Source organism: Neobacillus niacini (assembly GCF_030817695.1).
Taxonomy (GTDB): domain Bacteria; phylum Bacillota; class Bacilli; order Bacillales; family Cytobacillaceae; genus Neobacillus; species Neobacillus niacini_F.
On record NZ_JAUSZQ010000002.1, the window covers coordinates 2,597,824 to 2,617,117 of the forward strand.

The 19,294-nt window shown below is 36.0% G+C and carries 23 protein-coding genes and 1 pseudogene; 20 read left to right on the forward strand and 4 right to left on the reverse strand.

The genetic code is table 11. The features are described from left to right. The first annotated feature begins 167 nt into the window (after window positions 1–167). From QFZ28_RS13415 to QFZ28_RS29790, 5 genes are all read left to right on the forward strand, one after another. The gene (locus QFZ28_RS13415; RefSeq protein ID WP_307197026.1) at window positions 168–593 is read left to right on the forward strand and encodes an acyl-CoA thioesterase; all 426 of its coding nucleotides are present in this window, start codon (window positions 168–170) and stop codon (window positions 591–593) included. Window positions 594–869: 276 nt separating this feature from the next. After that, the gene (locus QFZ28_RS13420) at window positions 870–1,427 is read left to right on the forward strand and encodes a transposase (RefSeq protein WP_307195086.1); all 558 of its coding nucleotides are present in this window, start codon (window positions 870–872) and stop codon (window positions 1,425–1,427) included. Between the two features lie 59 nt (window positions 1,428–1,486). Further along, on the forward strand, window positions 1,487–1,696 hold the full coding sequence (locus tag QFZ28_RS13425; protein ID WP_307195087.1) for an IS3 family transposase: 210 nt from the start codon (window positions 1,487–1,489) through the stop codon (window positions 1,694–1,696). A 57-nt stretch (window positions 1,697–1,753) separates the two neighbouring features. Next, on the forward strand, window positions 1,754–2,188 hold the full coding sequence (locus QFZ28_RS29785) for a transposase (RefSeq protein WP_373428069.1): 435 nt from the start codon (window positions 1,754–1,756) through the stop codon (window positions 2,186–2,188). After that, window positions 2,149–2,253, forward strand: coding sequence for an IS3 family transposase (locus tag QFZ28_RS29790; protein ID WP_373428135.1), 105 nt, complete (start codon window positions 2,149–2,151; stop codon window positions 2,251–2,253). The genes QFZ28_RS29785 and QFZ28_RS29790 overlap by 40 nt, the downstream gene beginning before the upstream one ends. 56 nt (window positions 2,254–2,309) lie before the next feature. On the opposite strand, the gene QFZ28_RS13430 is transcribed toward QFZ28_RS29790, so the two are convergent. Further along, window positions 2,310–3,137 (reverse strand): formate/nitrite transporter family protein, encoded by an 828-nt coding sequence (locus QFZ28_RS13430; RefSeq protein ID WP_307195088.1) that lies wholly within the window; start codon window positions 3,135–3,137, stop codon window positions 2,310–2,312. 195 nt (window positions 3,138–3,332) lie between these two features. Between QFZ28_RS13430 and QFZ28_RS13435 the strand changes: the two genes are divergently transcribed. From QFZ28_RS13435 to QFZ28_RS13445, 3 genes and pseudogenes are all read left to right on the forward strand, one after another. Continuing rightward, on the forward strand, window positions 3,333–3,482 hold the full coding sequence (locus QFZ28_RS13435) for a hypothetical protein (RefSeq protein WP_307195089.1): 150 nt from the start codon (window positions 3,333–3,335) through the stop codon (window positions 3,480–3,482). Window positions 3,483–3,860: 378 nt separating this feature from the next. Further along, the gene (locus tag QFZ28_RS13440) at window positions 3,861–4,358 is read left to right on the forward strand and encodes a hypothetical protein (protein ID WP_307195090.1); all 498 of its coding nucleotides are present in this window, start codon (window positions 3,861–3,863) and stop codon (window positions 4,356–4,358) included. An 89-nt stretch (window positions 4,359–4,447) separates the two neighbouring features. After that, window positions 4,448–4,681, forward strand: a pseudogene (locus QFZ28_RS13445) (oxidoreductase); the annotation flags it as partial. Window positions 4,682–4,737: 56 nt separating this feature from the next. Here QFZ28_RS13445 and QFZ28_RS13450 read toward each other — a convergent pair. Next, a complete protein-coding gene (locus tag QFZ28_RS13450; RefSeq protein ID WP_307195091.1) occupies window positions 4,738–5,517 on the reverse strand; it encodes a GT-D fold domain-containing glycosyltransferase in 780 nt (259 codons plus the stop codon). A gap of 258 nt (window positions 5,518–5,775) precedes the next feature. Here QFZ28_RS13450 and QFZ28_RS13455 point away from each other — a divergent pair, with 258 nt between their 5' ends. The 4 genes from QFZ28_RS13455 (at window position 5,776) to QFZ28_RS13470 (ending at window position 9,596) form a co-directional block, all read left to right on the forward strand. Next, the gene (locus QFZ28_RS13455; RefSeq protein ID WP_307195092.1) at window positions 5,776–6,483 is read left to right on the forward strand and encodes a galactosyltransferase-related protein; all 708 of its coding nucleotides are present in this window, start codon (window positions 5,776–5,778) and stop codon (window positions 6,481–6,483) included. 50 nt (window positions 6,484–6,533) lie between these two features. Further along, entirely contained in the window at window positions 6,534–7,463 is a 930-nt protein-coding gene (locus QFZ28_RS13460; protein WP_307195093.1) for a glycosyltransferase family protein, read from the forward strand. Next, window positions 7,456–8,538: a hypothetical protein gene (locus tag QFZ28_RS13465; protein ID WP_307195094.1), complete on the forward strand. Its 1,083-nt coding sequence runs from the start codon at window positions 7,456–7,458 to the stop codon at window positions 8,536–8,538. Before QFZ28_RS13460 ends, QFZ28_RS13465 begins: the two co-directional genes overlap by 8 nt. 152 nt (window positions 8,539–8,690) lie before the next feature. Continuing rightward, window positions 8,691–9,596 (forward strand): NAD-dependent epimerase/dehydratase family protein, encoded by a 906-nt coding sequence (locus tag QFZ28_RS13470; RefSeq protein ID WP_307195095.1) that lies wholly within the window; start codon window positions 8,691–8,693, stop codon window positions 9,594–9,596. Window positions 9,597–9,640: 44 nt separating this feature from the next. Here QFZ28_RS13470 and QFZ28_RS13475 read toward each other — a convergent pair whose 3' ends face one another. Further along, window positions 9,641–10,789, reverse strand: a complete 1,149-nt coding sequence (locus QFZ28_RS13475; RefSeq protein ID WP_307195096.1) for a glycosyltransferase — start codon at window positions 10,787–10,789, stop codon at window positions 9,641–9,643. A 40-nt stretch (window positions 10,790–10,829) separates the two neighbouring features. Next, window positions 10,830–11,525, reverse strand: a complete 696-nt coding sequence (locus QFZ28_RS13480) for a galactosyltransferase-related protein (RefSeq protein ID WP_307195097.1) — start codon at window positions 11,523–11,525, stop codon at window positions 10,830–10,832. A 332-nt stretch (window positions 11,526–11,857) separates the two neighbouring features. On the opposite strand from QFZ28_RS13480, the gene QFZ28_RS13485 reads away from it, so the two are divergent. The 8 genes from QFZ28_RS13485 (at window position 11,858) to QFZ28_RS13520 (ending at window position 19,256) form a co-directional block, all read left to right on the forward strand. Next, window positions 11,858–12,631 (forward strand): GT-D fold domain-containing glycosyltransferase, encoded by a 774-nt coding sequence (locus QFZ28_RS13485; protein WP_307195098.1) that lies wholly within the window; start codon window positions 11,858–11,860, stop codon window positions 12,629–12,631. After that, complete coding sequence (locus QFZ28_RS13490; protein WP_307195099.1) at window positions 12,586–13,650, forward strand: NAD-dependent epimerase/dehydratase family protein; 1,065 nt, start codon at window positions 12,586–12,588, stop codon at window positions 13,648–13,650. The genes QFZ28_RS13485 and QFZ28_RS13490 overlap by 46 nt, the downstream gene beginning before the upstream one ends. Window positions 13,651–13,893: 243 nt before the next feature. Then, complete coding sequence (locus tag QFZ28_RS13495) at window positions 13,894–14,622, forward strand: glycosyltransferase (protein ID WP_307195100.1); 729 nt, start codon at window positions 13,894–13,896, stop codon at window positions 14,620–14,622. Between the two features lie 90 nt (window positions 14,623–14,712). Continuing rightward, window positions 14,713–14,874 (forward strand): hypothetical protein, encoded by a 162-nt coding sequence (locus QFZ28_RS13500; RefSeq protein ID WP_307195101.1) that lies wholly within the window; start codon window positions 14,713–14,715, stop codon window positions 14,872–14,874. Between the two features lie 163 nt (window positions 14,875–15,037). Continuing rightward, on the forward strand, window positions 15,038–15,199 hold the full coding sequence (locus QFZ28_RS13505) for a hypothetical protein (protein WP_307195102.1): 162 nt from the start codon (window positions 15,038–15,040) through the stop codon (window positions 15,197–15,199). A 398-nt stretch (window positions 15,200–15,597) separates the two neighbouring features. After that, window positions 15,598–16,350 carry a GNAT family N-acetyltransferase gene (locus tag QFZ28_RS13510; protein WP_307195103.1) on the forward strand — a complete coding sequence of 251 codons (753 nt, stop codon included), beginning with the start codon at window positions 15,598–15,600 and terminating at the stop codon, window positions 16,348–16,350. Between the two features lie 175 nt (window positions 16,351–16,525). Beyond that, window positions 16,526–17,131: a TetR/AcrR family transcriptional regulator gene (locus QFZ28_RS13515; protein ID WP_307195104.1), complete on the forward strand. Its 606-nt coding sequence runs from the start codon at window positions 16,526–16,528 to the stop codon at window positions 17,129–17,131. A gap of 361 nt (window positions 17,132–17,492) precedes the next feature. Next, complete coding sequence (locus QFZ28_RS13520) at window positions 17,493–19,256, forward strand: class I adenylate-forming enzyme family protein (protein ID WP_307195105.1); 1,764 nt, start codon at window positions 17,493–17,495, stop codon at window positions 19,254–19,256. Window positions 19,257–19,294 lie beyond the last annotated feature (38 nt).

Here is a 19,294-nt window from a genome sequence, read left to right on the forward strand (position 1 = left end):
ATAACATTTTGTTCTTCAAAAGTAAAAAAATGTTTAAAATATATTCTGAAAATTATAGGTTTAATTTATATTTTGAAAATTCTATTTTATTAATAATTAATAATTAATAATGAATCCCGTTATACGATAAAAAGAGTGAGTTATATAAAAATGAAATAGCTAAAGTGATGGTGATTACAGTGGAAACAAATACTGAAATTAGGGTAAAAAATGACGTTATTGATGAATTAGGACATGTAAATAACAGCATTTATATAACTTACCTTGAGCAGGCAAGGAAAGAATGGTATAGCTTAGCCGGGATTCCTATACATGAAATGCTAAAAAAATCAATTGGGACTGTAGTATTAAGACTTGATATATTTTTTGTAAAAGAAGCCAGGGAAGGTGATATTTTAAAAATAAGAACCAATCCCGTCCGAATGGGAGAGAAAAGCTTTATATTTGAACAAATTATCTTTAATCAAGCGGGTGAAATCATAACAGAAGCAACGGTTACAAATGTAATGTTTGATTTAACAGAAAGGAAAAGTATCCCTGTTATTCAAGAAATATCTCGTCAATTCCAGAGTGCGATGGCATGCTACAAGTAGGAAGAGTATATGTGGGGGAATTTTTTTTTAGGGGGTTATTTACATTGATAAATCATATTGTAATAATAAAATTTAATAATACTACAACCGAAAATGAAATGAAAGATGTATGTTAGAAGATTCAAAGCAATAAATAATCTAATTCCCGGCTTATTTGCTACTGAAGCTGGAATTACTTTTTCAGAACATAGTAAAGGTTTTAAAAAAAAAGTGCCAGGCACCATTGAGCTGCACCCCGAAAGTTAGAGTGAAATCTAACCTTTGGGGTGTATTTTTATGGAAAAATATAGTGAAAAGTTTAAATTAATGCTTGTAAAGGAATATCAAGAGGGGAAATTGAGCTATAAGCAATTGGCAGAGAAGCATGGTATGAAAACCAGTTCCCAGATTAAAAGATGGGTTAAAGTCTTCGAAAAATTCGGAGCGGAAGGAATAATGAGGAAGAAGCATAAGGAAACTTATCCTGTTCAATTCAAGCTTGATGTATTAAGCTTTATGAAGAGAACAGGTTCTTCTGAAACGGAAACAGCCCTCCATTTTGGGTTAACGAATCCTCCCTTGATAGCTTCATGGAAGAAAGCTTTTCATGAGGCTGGTGTTGAAGGCCTGAATAAACTTAAAGGACGACCTTCTATGTCTGATAAAGCAAAGAACAAAAAAAGCACGGAACCAAAAGAAATGACTTATGAACAAAAGTTGGAAAAAGAAAACGAACTTCTACGTTTAGAGGTAGAATACTTAAAAAAGTTGCGAGCTTTTCAGATAGATCCGGATGGCTATCTCGAAAAGCACAAGCAGCGTTATCATTTGAACTCAAAGAAACCTTCAAATTAAAAGATGTTTTACAAATCGTCGGCATTCCCGAATCCTCTTACCATTATCATATTAAAAACATGGAGAAGGATAATCCAAACCAGGAATTGGAGGAAAGCATTCAATCCATTTTCGAAGAACATAACGGAAATTATGGTTATCGTCGTATTCATTTAGAATTGAAAAACCGTGGTATCAAAGCGAATCCTAAGAAGGTTCAACGCATCATGAATAAGCGTGGACTCAAGGGAGATAAGTTCAGATTAAAATCACGTAAGTACAGCTCTTAAAAAGGAACGACGGGAACTGTTGCCAAGAACCTTATCAATCGCCGCTTTCATACAAATGTGTGTCATCAAAAATTAACGACAGATATTACAGAATTCAAGTGTTCAGACGGTGTAAAACTGTATCTAAATCCAATAATGGATATGTTTAATGGTGAAATTCTATCGTACGGGATAAGTATGCGCCAGACCCTAGAATTAGCGCTCAAACCTCTCGAGGAAGCTCTAGAAATTGTAAAAGATTCAAGGTTTAGAACAACTGTACATTCTGATCAAGGATGGCATTATCAACATAATAAATGGGTAAAAACGCTCAAAGAAAACAACGTGTTCCAGAGTATGTCGCGAAAAGGAAACTGTTTAGATAATTCGCCCATGGAGTACTTTTTCGGATTACCGAAACAAGAAATGTATTATGGGGAAGCACTGTGCTCTTTTGAGGAATTAAAAAAGAAATTGAAGAATATATCAATTATTATAATAACAAGCGAATAAAGCAAAAATTGGCAGGCATGAGTCCGGTTCAATACCGTATCCATACCAGCCAATTAGCTGCTTAATATAAAACTCTAACTTTTCGGGGTCACATCAATATCGCGGCTCTTTTTCCAAAGATTTATAATCCAATTTTTTTGTCTAACATACCTGGTTTTTTAGTTCCTTCAATAACGGTGTATTCATTCTTTTTGTAGGCAAACCAATAAGCCATTCCAATAAATAGTGCTCCGCCAACGGCATTTCCTAAAAAAACAGGGATAAAATTACCTAGATAATCCATCCATGTGAGGTGCCCTGCAAATATCGCTGCTGGTATGACAAACATATTGGCCACCACGTGTTGGAATCCAATCGCGACAAAAGCCATGGTTGGGAACCATATCCCTGCGATTTTACCCATCATGTCTTCACTACCATATGATAACCAAACCGCTGCTGCCACAAGCCAGTTGCAGCCGATCCCTGAGACAAAAGCTTGAAGAAAGGAATTATCCACCTTATGTTCAGCAATATGTACGGTACTTTCCAAATAGACGCCTGTTTCTGTTAAACCTACAATATGCCCAAAAAAGTAGGCTACGAATACAGCGCCTAAAAAGTTGCTTACCGTGATGAACAGCCAATTTTTCAAAACTTGTTTTGTTTTTATTTTGTTTGCAAATTTTGCTAATGGAAGCACCATCATATTTCCTGTGAGAAGTTCCCCGCCTGCAATTAATGTAAGGATGAGTCCGATCGGAAAGACAGAGGCACCGAAAATCGCGCTAAGTCCGGATAAACCTTCGGATAAGGGAGCTGTAACACGTATATATAATAGGAAACCTAATGAAATAAATGCACCTGCCTGGAAACCTAACATCATCGTTGTTAATAATGGGTAACTCGTCTTTTTCATTCCATTTTTAATTGAAATGTCCAGTATTTGATCGGGTGTATATAATGACATAACAGTATTTCCTTCTTTCTAACGGCTAATATTGTGAAGAATATCACATATTGATTCGTCTTTATTTTAACGCAATACAGCACAAGAAGCTGTGAACATTTCATTAACTTTTTTATATAGAAGACTTGGCCACACATTTCTATCCCCGGCGCGTAAGCTAGTGTAATAAGAGTTTTCGAAAGGGGTTGAAATGAGGTGTCAAGGCTCAAAGTCGCTATCATTACTCCAGGCGTTTATCCGATTCCTGGTAGAAAATCCACTTCTGTTGAGTTAGTTGTACACAAAACATCCAATCTGCTTCAAAAAGATGTGGATGTAATCATATATCCGAGAGGACTTGATTAAACACATCCTCTACTTATCTACTTACTATAAAATTCTTTAAAACTACAGCGAATGGGTGTGTTTTACGGGTAAGAAACAACCTGGCAGCATACGGTTGAGAGACAGTTAAAGCTTTACCGACAAATGCAGGAAGAATAAAATGTAAAAAATAAAAGTCACAGGCATTGCTGTGGCTTTTTTTTCTGACTTTTAAGTCACTTTTTTTTGCATATATACAATGGCTTCAAACCAGTCTTATGAATGATATAATAATTATTTATTTAGGGTTTGTTATTTTAAGAAAAATACTAAAATATATAATAAGTCTGTTCGTATTTTAATAGGTTATAATCAATATTATTAGTATTGTGTGGAACATTGGTATGGGGGAATGGTTTAATGGCTGCAGTGAAGTCAGTAAAAATTGATGGTGAAAATATACATATCTTTAATAGCGTAATCTATATCTTTGAGTCCCAATCGGGGTATACGCTTGAATTAGATTTAATTGTCAGCGAAGTTACGGAAAGAAAATATAAACAAGAGCATACACTAATCATTGAGATTGAGCTTGAGGACGGTAGAAGCATAAATTCGATTATGCACCTAAAAACACTTCCTGGTGGATTACCACAGCTTAACTTATTTTGTGATTTAGGTGATATTGATGAATATAAAGATTTTGATAGAGTGGATGAAAATAGTTCATGGTTTCCGAATGTAGAAGAGGGAATTACGTTAGAAGAGATTAGAAAAGTAGAAATGCCGAATGAGAACATTAGCCTAAAATTAAATCTGCCTATCGATCAGGTTGAATGGTTAAAAAAGCAAAAAAGAGCTAGTTTAAATGAAATTGTAAAAGAGTTTATATCTGAATATTGGAAAAGAACAGAATAAAAGCTTAATAAAGGAGTTATCTTGTAAGAAGTGGAATAAATATATTAACGGATTATACTATTTTTATAATAAAGGGGTGGTACTCAAGATTTGATGGTGTGGAAATCCATGGTGCGCATGGATTCTTAATATAAAATTTCTTTTCTTCATTCTTCAATCAGCGTACAGACAAATGGGGAGGGAACATTGAAAACCGATTGCGTTTTCCTCCCGCGGTAGTTCAAGAAGTTATAAAAGTAATTGAGAAGCATGCTACAAAACCGTTTATTCTTGGATATAGAATTTCTCCTGAAGAATCTCCACTAGAGAATGGATTGCGAATAGATCTTCAATTCTGTTACATTGAAGAAGCTAACCATGATGAGTGTTAAGAGCAAATTTACATTTTCATTAAGTTATCAAGGCCAATAATATCATTAATAAAAGAATCGCTTACCACTTCATCAGTAGAAAACGTCTCCATACCTGAACCAATGTCAAAAGCTACTTTTCCATAATTTTGGGCAATATGCGAGGCAAGAATAACGGCATTAACCCCTGCTGAAAGAAAACATATGTCATAGGTGAAATCGTTTAGTTTTTCTTTTACATTCGGAATATCTTCATATTCGTAAATTGGAATAGTCCCCACAATGGTGCAGCCTAAATCTTTTGAGTATTTTGCTTCAAGTGCACTCTTGGCTTGTGGAGCTAGTGATCCAATCAATAACACTTTTCTGTCTTTTAAAATTTGTTTAAATTTTTCTTCTTGTGATTTCATAAACACCCTTCGGATATTGGCCTCAAAGATTTCATTTGGCTGAATATTATAGAGTGAGAATACTCGTTCTGTTATGGTTTTTGCATTTGTTTCTAACGTATTATATCCAATTATATCTGCCCCTTTAACTGCTTCTAGTGCATCTTTCTGTGCCTGAGGGTTAGGGAATCGAATCCCCCTATGGTAAAATCCGTTCTTAATTCCTTTATTAGCAATTTTTGCTTCCCTGCGAAGGTGAGATTGAAAGTTCTTTAAAACAGGATCACGTTTAAACATGTCTTGTCCTATCACAACGGCTTCCGTTTGTCCTACTGATATGATGGAACACGGTTGTTTTTTATTTAAAGACTCTAAAATTCGGTCCATTAATTGAGCACTGCTTAATTGTTTTGTATCCATAAGTTCTCCCCTTTCCCTGTAAAATAAAGTGTGCATTTCTAATAAAATATGTTGGTTATCTTATAGATGTGAACAAAATATTCTTTAAACATGGTCAATAAAAAGTGGGAAATCTGTTGTTAGAATTAAAGTGAGATAGACATGAAAATTAAAATCCATTTTGCCTAAGGCAATAACACCTCGGCTGCATAATTTAATTATTACAATTTACATTTTATAAAGATCGTTATCGACTTTAATTTTAGGAGGCAATTAAAATTGAAGGATGTTTCAATTCTCATTCCTTACAGACAAGATAACGGACCGCGGGATAAAGCATTTGAATGGGTAAAGAAGTATTACCAAGCATTAATGCCGGATGCAGAATTATGTATAGGCAGTTGCAAATATAGGATTTTTTCCAGATCGCAAGCTATAAACGATGCGGCATCAAAAGCAACAAGAGATGTTTTTGTCATTGTGGATTCAGATATCTTCTATGATCCAAAGCTCGTTAAAGAATCAATTGAACTGCTAGATCAAGTTCCTTGGATTATTCCTTATGATACTATTCATATGATTTCTGAAAAAAGTTCTTTAGAACTGTATAGCTCAGAACCGGAGTTTCCACTTAACAGTAAGCTGGAAACGAGTATAAAAGGTGGATATCATGGAGGAATGAACATAGTCCCAAGAAGGTATTTTGAGAGGGTAGGTGGATTTGATGGCAGGTTTTGTGGCTGGGGTGGGGAGGATGATGCATTCGCCTATTCAATGAATACGTTGTGTGGTGAATATAAAAGATTAGATAAAGAAATATTCCATTTATGGCACCCGCGGCGCAGTGGACAAGGTGGGTTAAAGGATTATAATCCTATCCATAGTCTATTTAAAAGATACAAATGGGCCAACGGAGATCGCAAGAAGATGCAGCGTCTAATTGATGAGAGAAAAACTGATTTATCTGGTCAATGTTATGAAGTCTAACCGATTATTCCAGTCGAGAATTACTCGACCCATAAGGGAGTGAGGGCTTGTTGAAAAAGATAAAACTTCTTGTTATTACTGGTGATTTCAGCAAATATGTATCTCCAGAGTTTTATCATCTATTAAATGAAGCGGCGAAGTTATCAGATTTAACTGTTTGGCATGAACCAGGTCATATAAAGGATATTATTAATACTCTTCCATCACGCCCCGATTTTATTTTTATCAATGAATTTGGTGAAACCAATACCCCGAAAGTTTCTGGACTCGAATCATTAGACATCCCATTCGCTATAAATATGCACGATATCCATTATCATAAAGCGCAACGAAGAGAAGAACTGAAATCTTTAAATGCAAGAGCGATCTTTACTTATTATCGAGACAAATTTGATGAATGGTACCCAGAGTTTGTGAGTAAAATGAGATGGTTGCCGCACCATGCCAATACTAATATCTTCAAAGATTATGGGCTGAAGAAAGAGATTGATTTTCTTTTAATGGGTGCTGTACATTCAAGGATTTATCCATTGAGATATAAAATTCTTGAGTCCATGCAGAATAAACCCGGTTTTGTTTACCATGAACATCCTGGTTACCGCAATATCGAAGACCATGAAAAATACACTACATTTGCTGGTGAAAAATATGCAAAAGAAATAAATCGGGCCAAAATCTTTTTTACATGCAATTCAAAATATAAGTACACTGTTATGAAATATTTTGAAGTTCTCGCATGCAAGACCTTATTGTTAGCGCCTGTCTCTCCAGAAATCATTGATTTAGGATTGATTCCAGGTAAACATTTTGTTGCTATAACGGAAAAGGATTTTCAAGAAAAGGCAGAGTATTACTTGCGTCATGACAAAGAAAGGGAAGCGATCGCTCAAGAAGGGTATCAATTCGTGCGTGAACAGCACTCCACTGTCCAGCGTGGACGTCAGTTTGTAGCGATGATTAAAGACCTTCTAAATGAATAATGAAATGGGAGCTGATAAAATGAAATCGCATCCTATAGAAGACATTACTTCCTCTGAGATGACTAAGCTTTTAGGATTAAAACATGCAGAAATTGTAGACCGGGAATTAATTCTTAAAAACAGTTACTCTAAAAAAATTGAGAAAATCAGATTGAGGATAAACTCAGGAAAAGATACAAAGGATTTTTTCGTTAAATATGGAACCACACCTTCATTTATAAAAGAAATATTATTTTATGATGCACTGTCTCAACCAGTAAGAGACCAAATAACTAAACTATTTTCATATCAATTTAACCCAGCAAGATATATCATGATTTTTGAATGGATAAATGGGGGAAATCCTGATTTTTTGAACAAAAATGTTATCTCAAACGTTTTCAGGGATTTAGGAGTTTTTGCAGCAAGCTATGAGGATCCCATTATTAAATATCAACACGGCAACACAGGTGCCCTTTTAACTGGAAATACTCATTATGGTAAGGATAAGGTAGAAGATCTGGTAAATGATTTATTTGTAAGGAAAGAAAATTTTAATATCTTCTTGGAATTATCCGGACTAGCAAAAAGAAAAGTCAAATCGGTTAACAGCATAGGCGGAGAAAAATTGGCAGTATTTCTAATGAATTGCGAAAATGGGTTAATTGACCGTATTATAGATACCATTTACCATATGCCTCTCACCATTCATCCAGGGGATGTATCTAAATTTAATCTGTTAATCAGAGAGCCGAATAATCAAACAGTGGTTTTGGATTATGAAAATATAAAAATAGCCCCAATGTGCATGCTGATGGAATACATTGGCGAAAAGGATATTCATGTTCCTTCAGAGAGCCTTTCAACATTGGCTCTGCAATCATATTTGAATGGCTGGAATTTAAAAACCGAAAATAAAATCGATTGGAGAAGCTTTTATAATAGTTACATTTGTAGCAGGATCATGTACAAATTCTATTTACTGGGGTGGTGGCTAAAAAAAGAAGGTTCAAAGAGGGATCCAGGGAGGGAATGGATTTTAAACCATGTAGATGATTTATCTTTTCTAATAGATCAAATCGAAAAAATTGATTAAAAATCATAATAGAATCACTGGGATCTTCCTCCCACCATTATTTTTTTGCAAAAAAGAGTAACGTTCACATGTGAAAATAGGGACATCTGTCGTTTCGTTTATGCCATGCTAGAATACTATACTCCAAAGGTCCAAAAAGGAGTTGTATCTAGTTGAAGGTTTTGGTAACAGGTGGAGCTGGTTTTATTGGTTCCCATACTGTTGATTTACTAGTCGACAGCGGACATGATGTATTCGTCATTGATAACTTAAGTACAGGTCGAAAAGAAAATATAAATCCGAAAGCCTCTTTTCTTCATTTAGATGTCAACAATAAAGAAGTGGAGCAGCTTTTTTGTAATTTTCGGCCTGATGGCCTGATTCATTTGGCTGCAAAAGAGGTTTCGCCTGGCAATCCTTTTAAAGAGGTAATGGACCACATTACCGGGACAATACGATTGTTATCTTATTGTGACAAATATAGCGTGAAGAAAATAATTTTTGCTTCTTCGGCAGAAGTTTATGGAGGGAATCATCCATTGCCACTTCATGAATCCTTATCTAGTTCCCCCATTTCTTATAATGGTGTATCTAAATTCACATGCGAATGTTATATAAGCCTCTTTCAACAGTATAAAAAGATCCGATATACTATTTTGCGTTATGCAAAGGTTTATGGCCCAAGACAGGCTGTTTTTGCTGAAGAAGGAGATGTTACCGTATTCTTAAACAATATAATGGAGAACAAACCTATCACTATTTATGGCACTGGTGAACAGACAATGGATTTCATTTACGTGAAGGATGTGGCTAAAGCAAATATAGCGGCAATAACAAAAGGCGATAATGAAATAATAAATATTGGTACAGAACTTTCCACATCCATTAACCAGTTATTTCATATTTGTAATGGTATTTTAAAAAGTAATCTTGTCCCAAAATATGAATCAGCCAAGGTAGAAGATTTACCACATTTTTTACTTTCAAACAGTAAAGCAAGAAAGGTACTAGGATGGAAACCTTCTTACACGCTGGAGGAAGGATTAATGGAAACAATTTATAGCTTACTAAATCCCTGACGAAAATCATGCAGTTTAAACAACAAAAGCGGATAGCCAAATGGCTATCCGTTTTCATTAGGATGTTTGCTCCGTGTGTCTAGGTTCATATTTCGTTTGTAAACCTGAATCAAATCATTGGTTACTCGTTCAATACCAAACCTCTTTTCTACAAGTTCGCGGTTTTTCTTTATGTTCGAACTATCTGATGATGACTCGGACAGGAAAATTTCTGCAAGGTCATTACAAAACACTTCTTCAGAAAAAGCTGCTTTCCCAGCATGATCTCCAAAATGCAGCATACAGGCTTCATGAAAGTTGTTGGGGGTGATGAAGCCAACATATCCTGCCGACCCGACTGCGATGACTTTTGTTTCACAAGCCATAGCCTCCAATGCAATTCTGCCGGTGCCGACTACACAATCTGCACCACGGTATATTCTTTCCATCTCTTTTCTTTCACCCAGCACATGAATAAAGGTTTCCCCGTTTTGGTTATTGACTTTGTTTGCGCTTTCCATAATTAACTTGAGTCTTCGTTTGTTATTGGGACTGCTGCCAACTATCGCCACATGCATGTTGGAGAGGAGTTTTTCCCGTACTGCTGAGCATGTCTTGATAAATGCATCGCATAATTTGAATTTTTGCCGGTTGCCAAGTCGCGCAGCATAAACAATAAGCGGGGTATCAACAGGAATTCCCAATTGATGTTTAAGGCTTTGCCGATCATGAGTAGAATGATATTTCATCATATCAATTCCGTTATGAATCAAAGTAGAGGGAATGCCTTTAGCATCCAACCACTTCTTGATAGGAGCACTTACACTAACAAAAGCTTTATGCTCATGGTTTAATTTAGGGAAAATATCATAATAGGTTCCATGAACGGTATAAACTAAAGGAAGGTTAAGCTCTCTGGCGGCATGGTCAGCCAACTCGGCAGATTTATCATGGGTATGAATGATGTTAATGTGATGGTTCAAAATGAGTTTGCGAACTTCCTCTAATCTATTGGGTGCATTTTTGGAGCCAATATACACAGGACAGCCTAATAAAGTAAAATCTTCATGCATGTTGCCGCCCGTAAAACTATATATGGTCACATCAATCCCGCAATGGAGTAACTGCTTTGTTAAAGACAGGGTGTGGGTTTCTGTCCCGCCGATATTCAGACATTCCAACATCATTAATAATCTTATTTGGGTATGAGTCATAATCGTCCACCTTAATATTGACAATTCATTCATTTTTCCTCTAGTCTTTTACTCTTTCATTAACAATACTAAGCATCCTTTTCTTGCTTTTTCCCGCATCAACATAACGTTTTAGCAGAGCGCAATTCGCCTGGTAATGGGGATTGCTTTTCGTTCTGACTCTTGGGTGCCATAAATGGAAGATATCTGTATCCAGCCTTAAATAAGGACCGCAAAGGGTGTTGACTGAGTGGCCAAAGGCATCATCTTCAGCTCCGTACCCTAGGAATCTTTCATCAAATCCACCGACTGCTTCAAAGTTTTTGCGCGGAATTATATTTAACCCACCCACAAAATTACGTGCTCCTGCATCTGCCGTTTTAGATACTTCAAAATCAATTCGTGGAGGCCAGGAAGGACCAGTATTTAAGAGCTCATTTGTACTTTTTTTTGAAATATGTTTCACACGAGAATAAGGTATGATCCAGGCATGCTCATTGAGGAGCTGAACGGACTTATTAATGATGTCAGGATTTAAAATAATATCTGCGTCAGCAATAATAAAAATATCCCCTGTTGCTTGCTTTGCAGCATTATTTACTGCTTGTGCTCTGGAAAAAAGAGGGGTGGTGCAGTCGCTGATACAAATTTCAGGTTCAGGAAGCATTTTTTTGTAAAATGCTTTTACCCAGCTAAACGCCTGATCCCTTGGACCATTATCAGGTCTATAAGGCATAAGTATCGATAATTTTCCCATAACAGCCTCCAAAATTAAAAAGAATGATAATAATGAATGAAAAGGTTTTGTTCTTTAGATTAGGTATAGTTGTAAAGTTACCAATGATTTTCAGATTGTTAACCATCCTGGTCTTAACCACCCGTCTACTTTATGATATGCGTATAGAAGGTTAATGGTTTACGTTGGGTGATTTTATCATTTTAAAAAAATAATAGATAAGCCCAATAACTTAAATTGCATCTTTCATAAGGTATATAAAGACGTACAAGTTATAAAAACTCGCCAATTAGCCTTGTTAAAGGAATCTGTTAACAGTAGTTGGAAGAATTTTAAAAGGATGGGAGAAGTAAATGAAGGATGCACAACTATTAAATAGTGAAATGCTTATGGATAAAATTTTGTTTGCTTTAAACAATAAAAAACCACTTTCAGTAATATCTGTTGGTGCAACAGAGTCTTTTGTCATGGCACAATATACCATCTTTTCCGAGGAAGAGTTTATGAACCATCCGGAAGCACGTGTAGCTAACAAGGGGATAAAAGCAGGACTTAAACATCGAGGAGTCCGGTTCCCAAATATAACGCTGCGAGATGAGGTTGTAGATGCAGTTCGAAAAGCTGATATTATTGGGTACAACACAATTGTAAAAACCATGGACGCTGGACTATTAACGGAGAAGGTATTTGAAGCTTATGATATTAATCCACATTATATATTCGAAGCAAATCTTCGGCGTGTATTTATGTTTTCTCAAAAAGAAAAATTTGAAGAAATGCTACGAAATAAAAATATTTTATTAATTAGTTCGATAGCTGATAAGGCAAGAACAGGACTTAATAATAGATTAAAAGACAAACTAAAGTTCAATATTGTGGGGACCATAAGTATTTATGAATATGAAGATATTCCAAGGGTTAAAGATGAAATTTCAAAATATAATTTTGATCTTGCATTAATTGCTGCAGGTACAAATGCAATCATTATTGCTGCCCATATTGCTGGTGAATACGGCAAAGTGGCAGTTGACATAGGTTCTGGGATGAAGAGTTTATATACGGATAAAATTGTAAAGGATCGATGGCTAAAAAGCATTATTGGTCTGGACAATATTATGAAAATGTAATTGGTTGCAGGATATCGGAATTAATATTAAGCTCCAAATTCAATAAATTTAGTAATAAGGGACTAATCTATAGAATAGCAGGTGGTCTTATGAAGGTTTTAGTAACAGGTGGGTTGGGGTTTATTGGTTCGCATATAGTTGACGGATTAATTGGGGAAGGATATGACGTGGCTGTAGTCGATAATATGGTTTCAGGAATGAGGAAAAACCTTCATTCTCAAGCGACATTTTATCAAATGGATATCAGGGATCAAGAAATCGAAACGGTTTTCCGGACTGAAAAACCGGATTGCGTCATCCATCAGGCGGCTCAAGTTTCAGTACAGCATTCAATGGAAAATCCATTATATGATTGTTCTCAAAATATTATAGCTACAATTAATCTATTAAATGCATGTAAAAAATTTGGAGTTAAAAAATTTATTTTTGCCTCAACTGCAGCAATTTATGGTGTGCCAGAAGATTTTCCCATAAAAGAAGATCATAAACTAAGACCGCTTTCTTTTTATGGTCTATCCAAGGCTACTTGTGAAGAGTATATTCGAAGATACTGCAAATTATATGATATTAATTATACCATTTTAAGGTATGCCAATGTTTATGGACCAAGACAAAGTAAGGATGGAGAAGCTGGAGTCATTACCATCTTTATCAATCAATTAATGAACAAAAATCCAATTAATGTATATGGAGATGGTAAACAAACTAGAGATTTTATTTATGTAAAAGATGTTGCGAGAGCTAATATCCTAGCTTTAACTAGAGCGCATAATAAAACTATTAACATCAGTTCTAATAAAGAAACTTCACTAAATCATTTAATTCAAGAACTAACTGTACATTTTGGTGGAAATAAGGACATTAAAATCAATTATCTTGATAAAAGACCAGGCGATATCTCTAGGAGCTGCTTGTCAAATGTAAGAGCAAAAACAGATTTAACCTGGGAGCCTACACCCGAATGGGATCTTTCAGGTGGGATAGCTGAAACAATAAAGTACTTTAATTTAAATAACTGATTACAATGAAAAGCTTATTTCAATTGATGTATGAGCTTTCTTTTCCTTTATGGAGAAGTGCAATCCAAAGTTAGAGGTTTGTCTTTTTATTGGTTATCTCTTGGGAAATGCATAAGAGTGATATGGGTTAAGAACATATATTTATCGGTAAGGATTGTTTGGAAAGTCTCCACTAGGAGAGATTATTTTAATCAAAGTACGGAACGTGAATTATGCAAAAGCGGGTTTGGGAGGAATAGTCAAATGAATAAAGAGGATGAATTGATGATTGCCGAAGAGCCAATATCCATCATCTTGGCAACAAATCGACCTGAATCTTTCGATACCATATTTGCTAACTATGAACGACAACTGTGGAAGGAAAAAGAGCTTATCATTATTTTAAACAATGATACTATGGATCTTGAAACTTGGAAGAAAAAAGCAACTGTTTATGGAAAGGTATCTGTTTTTCAGTTACCTGAAGAAACACCTCTTGGGGATTGTTTAAACTTTGGAGTAGAGAAAGCAAAATATACCTACATTGCCAAAATGGACGATGACGATTATTATGGTCCATTGTATTTAACAGAAGCAATCACAACGTTGAAACAATTTAACGCAGATGTTGTTGGAAAACGAACGTGTTTTATGTATTTAATTAATGAAAAGGAGTTAAGGCTGAGGTTTCCTGGAAGGGAAAAACGAGAAGTTAGCATCCTGCAAGGAGCAACGATCTTTACTACAAAAAAGCTGCTTCAATTAATTCCATTTGGGAAGAAAAATCTTGGCGAATGTCTGCACTTCCTAAAAAGATGCAAAAAAAAGGGACTTAAAATTTACTCTTCAAGCTGCTATAACTTCGCGATATTAAGAAATCATGCTCAATCCCATACATGGCGCCCTTCAAGTAAATATCTATGGAAAACATCAAGATTATATACACGTACAGAAAACTTCAGGGAAATTGTGAATGCCCCAACTAATAACTAGAAAAGTCAAGATTGGTCCTTTGCCCATACCTACTTTGTGTTATGTGATGTGATTAAGGTCCGTGAATTTCTATGTCAGGGGGGCAACGGAATGTATGGTGATACCATTGGGATTTTGCTTTCAAAGAAGGAATGGATGAAGCTAATGGAACAGGAGGAGCAGCATAAAACATGTGCTTATCAATATTCCAGGAGCGGAAATGATTTAGGAATGGAGGTTGCTTTTTTTCTATCCCCGATATTTCTATATTAGATCAAAAAGGAAAGTCATTTTCACTAAAGCGGGATGGGACTGTTCTGGAAAATGGATCCGTGCCTATTCCAACGATTACTATAACCCTATTAAGTACAATCGGAAAAAGAATATAAAAAAATTGAGGAAACTGTCACAAATTTCCGGAATTAAAGTGTTCAAAATGACTTTGGGAATAGTGATGAAGCAGCACTTTCCATTAGTCTTTTCCATTATATTGCTGCAGATGAGAGAATTGTTTGAAGAAGTAGGGATACTGTTGGCTAATACGAAAGATGGTTTTCGGTTTATTACCAAAGGAAAAAGAAATGAAATATCGAAATGATCTTGTAAGTGGTAAAATACCTTTTGTTCGAGTGTTAGAACAGGAAAGCGTATATTTTAATCCTTGATGTTTAACTTATATCGGACAAATTATTACACCTGAGGAAAGCGATTCGTTTTGATACCTGTTTTTTTTAAGCAAAACTTCCAGGACAAAGCCCAGAACCAGTTGAAAACGAAATTGAGGGAGCTAGCTGGTTTAAACCGGAAGAAGCATTAACTGCTTTTCAAAATAAAAAAATTAAACTTGCACCACCAACCATTCTTACTCTTCAAGCTATCATTCAGTATAATGAAAGCGGTGTTTTAAAGATGTCTGTTACAAAAGAGGATTTAATGAAATTGCTTAAAGATTTATAAAAAATTACTTGTTAAACCATGCAAAAGGGGAATGGATACATGCAAATTACATTTGATAATATTTTTATTCATAGTCATGTCGCAGCTGAAAATAGTCTATACAAACACTACCATTTTCCTGAAATGTTATCGCGATATGATAGTAATTTTATTGAGTTTAAAACCTTTCCTACATTAGAGGAATTAAAAGAGGCGGAAGGTTTTTTACGAGATTTCCATCGGAAAAAAGGTCAAAAGCATGTGAAGTTTAAATTTCCTGTCAATGAAAAGGTCCCTAGTAAGTTGGTGAATTACTTAAATCAGAAAAATTATGATATTGGTTTTATAGAATTATATGCTATTGAACCAAATCAATTTCCATACGTAATGGATCACCCACACGCTGAGGTTCAAATTGTAACAGAACAAAATTTAAAAGCTTTCCTTGCTTTACAGTATCAACAGGATATTGTATTTGGCAGTAATTTTGCCAATCAAAAGGTAGAATTAAATAAGATGATTTTTGAGGACCCGAATTTCATGCAGCTGCTTGCGTTATATAAAGGAACTCCAGCGGGGGCAGTGGATGTTATTATTTCAGAAGATACAGCTGAAATTGATAACTTAGGTGTGGATGAAGCTTTTCAAAGAAAAGGAATCGGCAGCAGAATTCAAAAATTTGTTATGGATACCTTCCACGATAAGACAGTTATTCTTGTTGCAGATGGCCAGGATACCCCAAAAGAAATGTATAGAAGACAAAACTACCAATATCTTGGTTGCCAATATTACAGCCAAAAAGTTGAAGGTTGATATAGATCAATTAAAAAAGTAAGGTCGTTTACTATAAAGGTAAGCGGCCTTTGTTGCCTTATGGATATAGTACCAAGTGAAAAATAAATTTTCTGAATAGTTTTTATATATTGACACATTAGTCATAAGTGACTACAATTTTATATATAGAAATCTGATTAAATAGGAGAATAATATGAAAGCTGAAAATTATTCAAGAACTGACCGTCGAAAGGCATTTATACGCGAGCAGATTGTAAGTGGTGCTTTGGAATCTTTTTCTGAAATGGGCTACATGAAAACGACTGTGAATGATATTACTTCACGTGCTGATGTGGGGCATGGAACCTTTTATCATTATTTTAAAAATAAGCAGGACCTCCTAAGTAAGTTGGTAGATGAACTGGCGGAGAAAGTGGATGATTATGTTCAGCCAAAGAATATGCAGTTAACGGTTTACGAGAGAATGAAATATGAAGCACAAAGAATTCTTGAGTACTACGTCAATAACAGCAGCATTTTGCTCGCGTTAAAAGAAGCGCTGATGGTGGACAGACAATTTGAGGAACAATGGCTAAAAATAAGTGAAAGCCTATTTAAGCGAATTGAGCGCGATATCAAAGGTTCAATCCAAAAAGGATACTGTCACGATGTGAATGTTGACGTCACGATTCGAGCTTTAACATGTATGTTTGAAGGATATGGACATCATTTGATGGTACAGCCAGTGACTCCAGCAGAAATACAAGAGGTTGCTCAATCATTGACAGATTTATGTTATAAAGCTGTATTTAAGGAATAATGTATTCGATTTACTGGATAGCCAGAATAAGCAGCGAAGTTACACCCTTTTGTTGCTTATTCTTTATGGTTGATTTTCCTTTGATGGAATATTTCGTACTTTATGTAAGCGTTCACAATAGAATGTAAACTTTACAGATACAAATAAACTTTAATTTTTATCACTAGTGATTGTTACTTTAAAGTTTATTTGATTCTTTTAGCCTATAAATGACAGTGTAGTCATATACGATGACAGTGTCATTATGGGAAAGTTAAAAGGATAATAGCCCTATGCTGGCGAACTTTAAAGGAGGTGAGGAAACCGTTATCATACCTGCACATAGGCAGTACCCTTGAAATCATACTTAGTAGTCTGCATAATGAACCAAGTCCAAATGGGTGAAAACCATACATTCGTTTTTTGTGCACCTATAGATTCTACAGTGAAAATGGAGTCTTTATTAAATGGATGCAAAGGGAGAGGATTAATTTGGCGAAACACGAGGTATATCACTTCTACGGTATTAAAGGAGTCTTACTGGCCGGCTGATACTTCACTTCCATTAAACGATTGGACTGTTGCCCAAGTTTTAAGGGAGGTGACAGCGGAAGTTCCTGACCGGATTGCATTAGTCAAAGGAGTTGCGGATCCGGCAAAACGCAGAAGGTGGACATACAGTCAGCTGTTAGCTGATTCTGAACGTGTTGCGTCTGCATTGCTTACAAAATTTAAGCCTGGGGAACGTATAGCGGTTTGGGCTCCAAATGAAGTGGAATGGGTACTGATTGAATTTGGCTGTGCGATTGCAGGAGTCACTTTAGTGACTGTTAACCCTGCGTTAAGGGAGAAAGAACTAGATTATTTGTTACGTCAATCAGAAGCAGCAGGAATGTTCCTTGTTGATGAATACCGTGGCTATAACATGCTCGAGGCCGTTACCAATGTCCGAAAAAATTTACCATTACTGCGTGAAGTGATTCGATTTGCAGATTTTGAGGAATTTATGAATAGCGGTAGTGAATCAGCTATTTTTCCAGTAGTAAAGCCGGAAGATCCTTTTGTCATCATGTATACCTCTGGTACAACGGGTAAATCCAAGGGTGCCATCCTTCACAATAAAGGCATAACCAACTCTACTAAATTTATGGCAGAACGAGCTGGAATGGAAGTTGGCGGTGTATGGGTGAATGTTATGCCGCTTGTTCATATGGGCGGCTGTGGGTTTGCGGTACTGGGAACCCTTCAACAACGAGGTACTCATGTACTCGTTAATGCCTTCGATCCAGGACTGTTTCTTGAATTGATCGAAAAAGAAAGAGGTTCGTTTGCACTCCTGGTACCAACGATGGTCGAAGCCATCTTAAACCATCCTGATCGGAAAAAATACAATCTCTCAACCTTTAAATCTCTACTTTCCGGTGCCTCTAAGGTTGAACCTTATTTAGTTCGACGAGTTAAAGAAGAACTTGGCTGTGGGATGTCGATTGTTTGTGGTCAAACCGAGATGCATGGTGGAACGACGCAAACGCACCTTGATGATTCCCCGGAGGACCAAGCAGAAACAATTGGGCAGCCATACCCGCATATTGAAGTCAAGATTGCTGATCCTGCAACCGGCGAAGTGCTTCCACTTGGTATGGATGGGGAGATTTGCTGCCGCGGGTATCAAACAATGATTGGCTATTATAATATGCCGGAACAGACAGAAGCCACTCTTAAAGATGATGGCTGGCTGCATTCAGGCGATATTGGCTCCATGGATGAAAGAGGTTTTATTAAAATAAAAGGCCGTTTAAAGGATATGATTATCCGAGGCGGCGTCAATATATATCCAAGTGAAGTGGAATCACTGTTGCGAGACCACCCTCAGGTTGCCGAAATTGCAGTTGTTGGTATGCCTGATGAGTATTGGGGAGAACAAGTCACGGCGCTTATCATCCCAACTTCCTTTGATGATCTGCCGACAGAATCTGAACTTACAGAATACTGTAAGGCCAATATGGCTGGCTTTAAGAGACCAAGGAATTGGTACTTTGTTAAAGAATTTCCAAAAACTGCGGCAGGGAAAATCCAGAAATTTAAGCTGCAAGAAATGGTCAAAAATGGTGAAGTTCAACAAAATACCAATTTAACACAAATTTAGAGCTTATGAGTAATCAAATAAAACAGTCTCTTAAATTG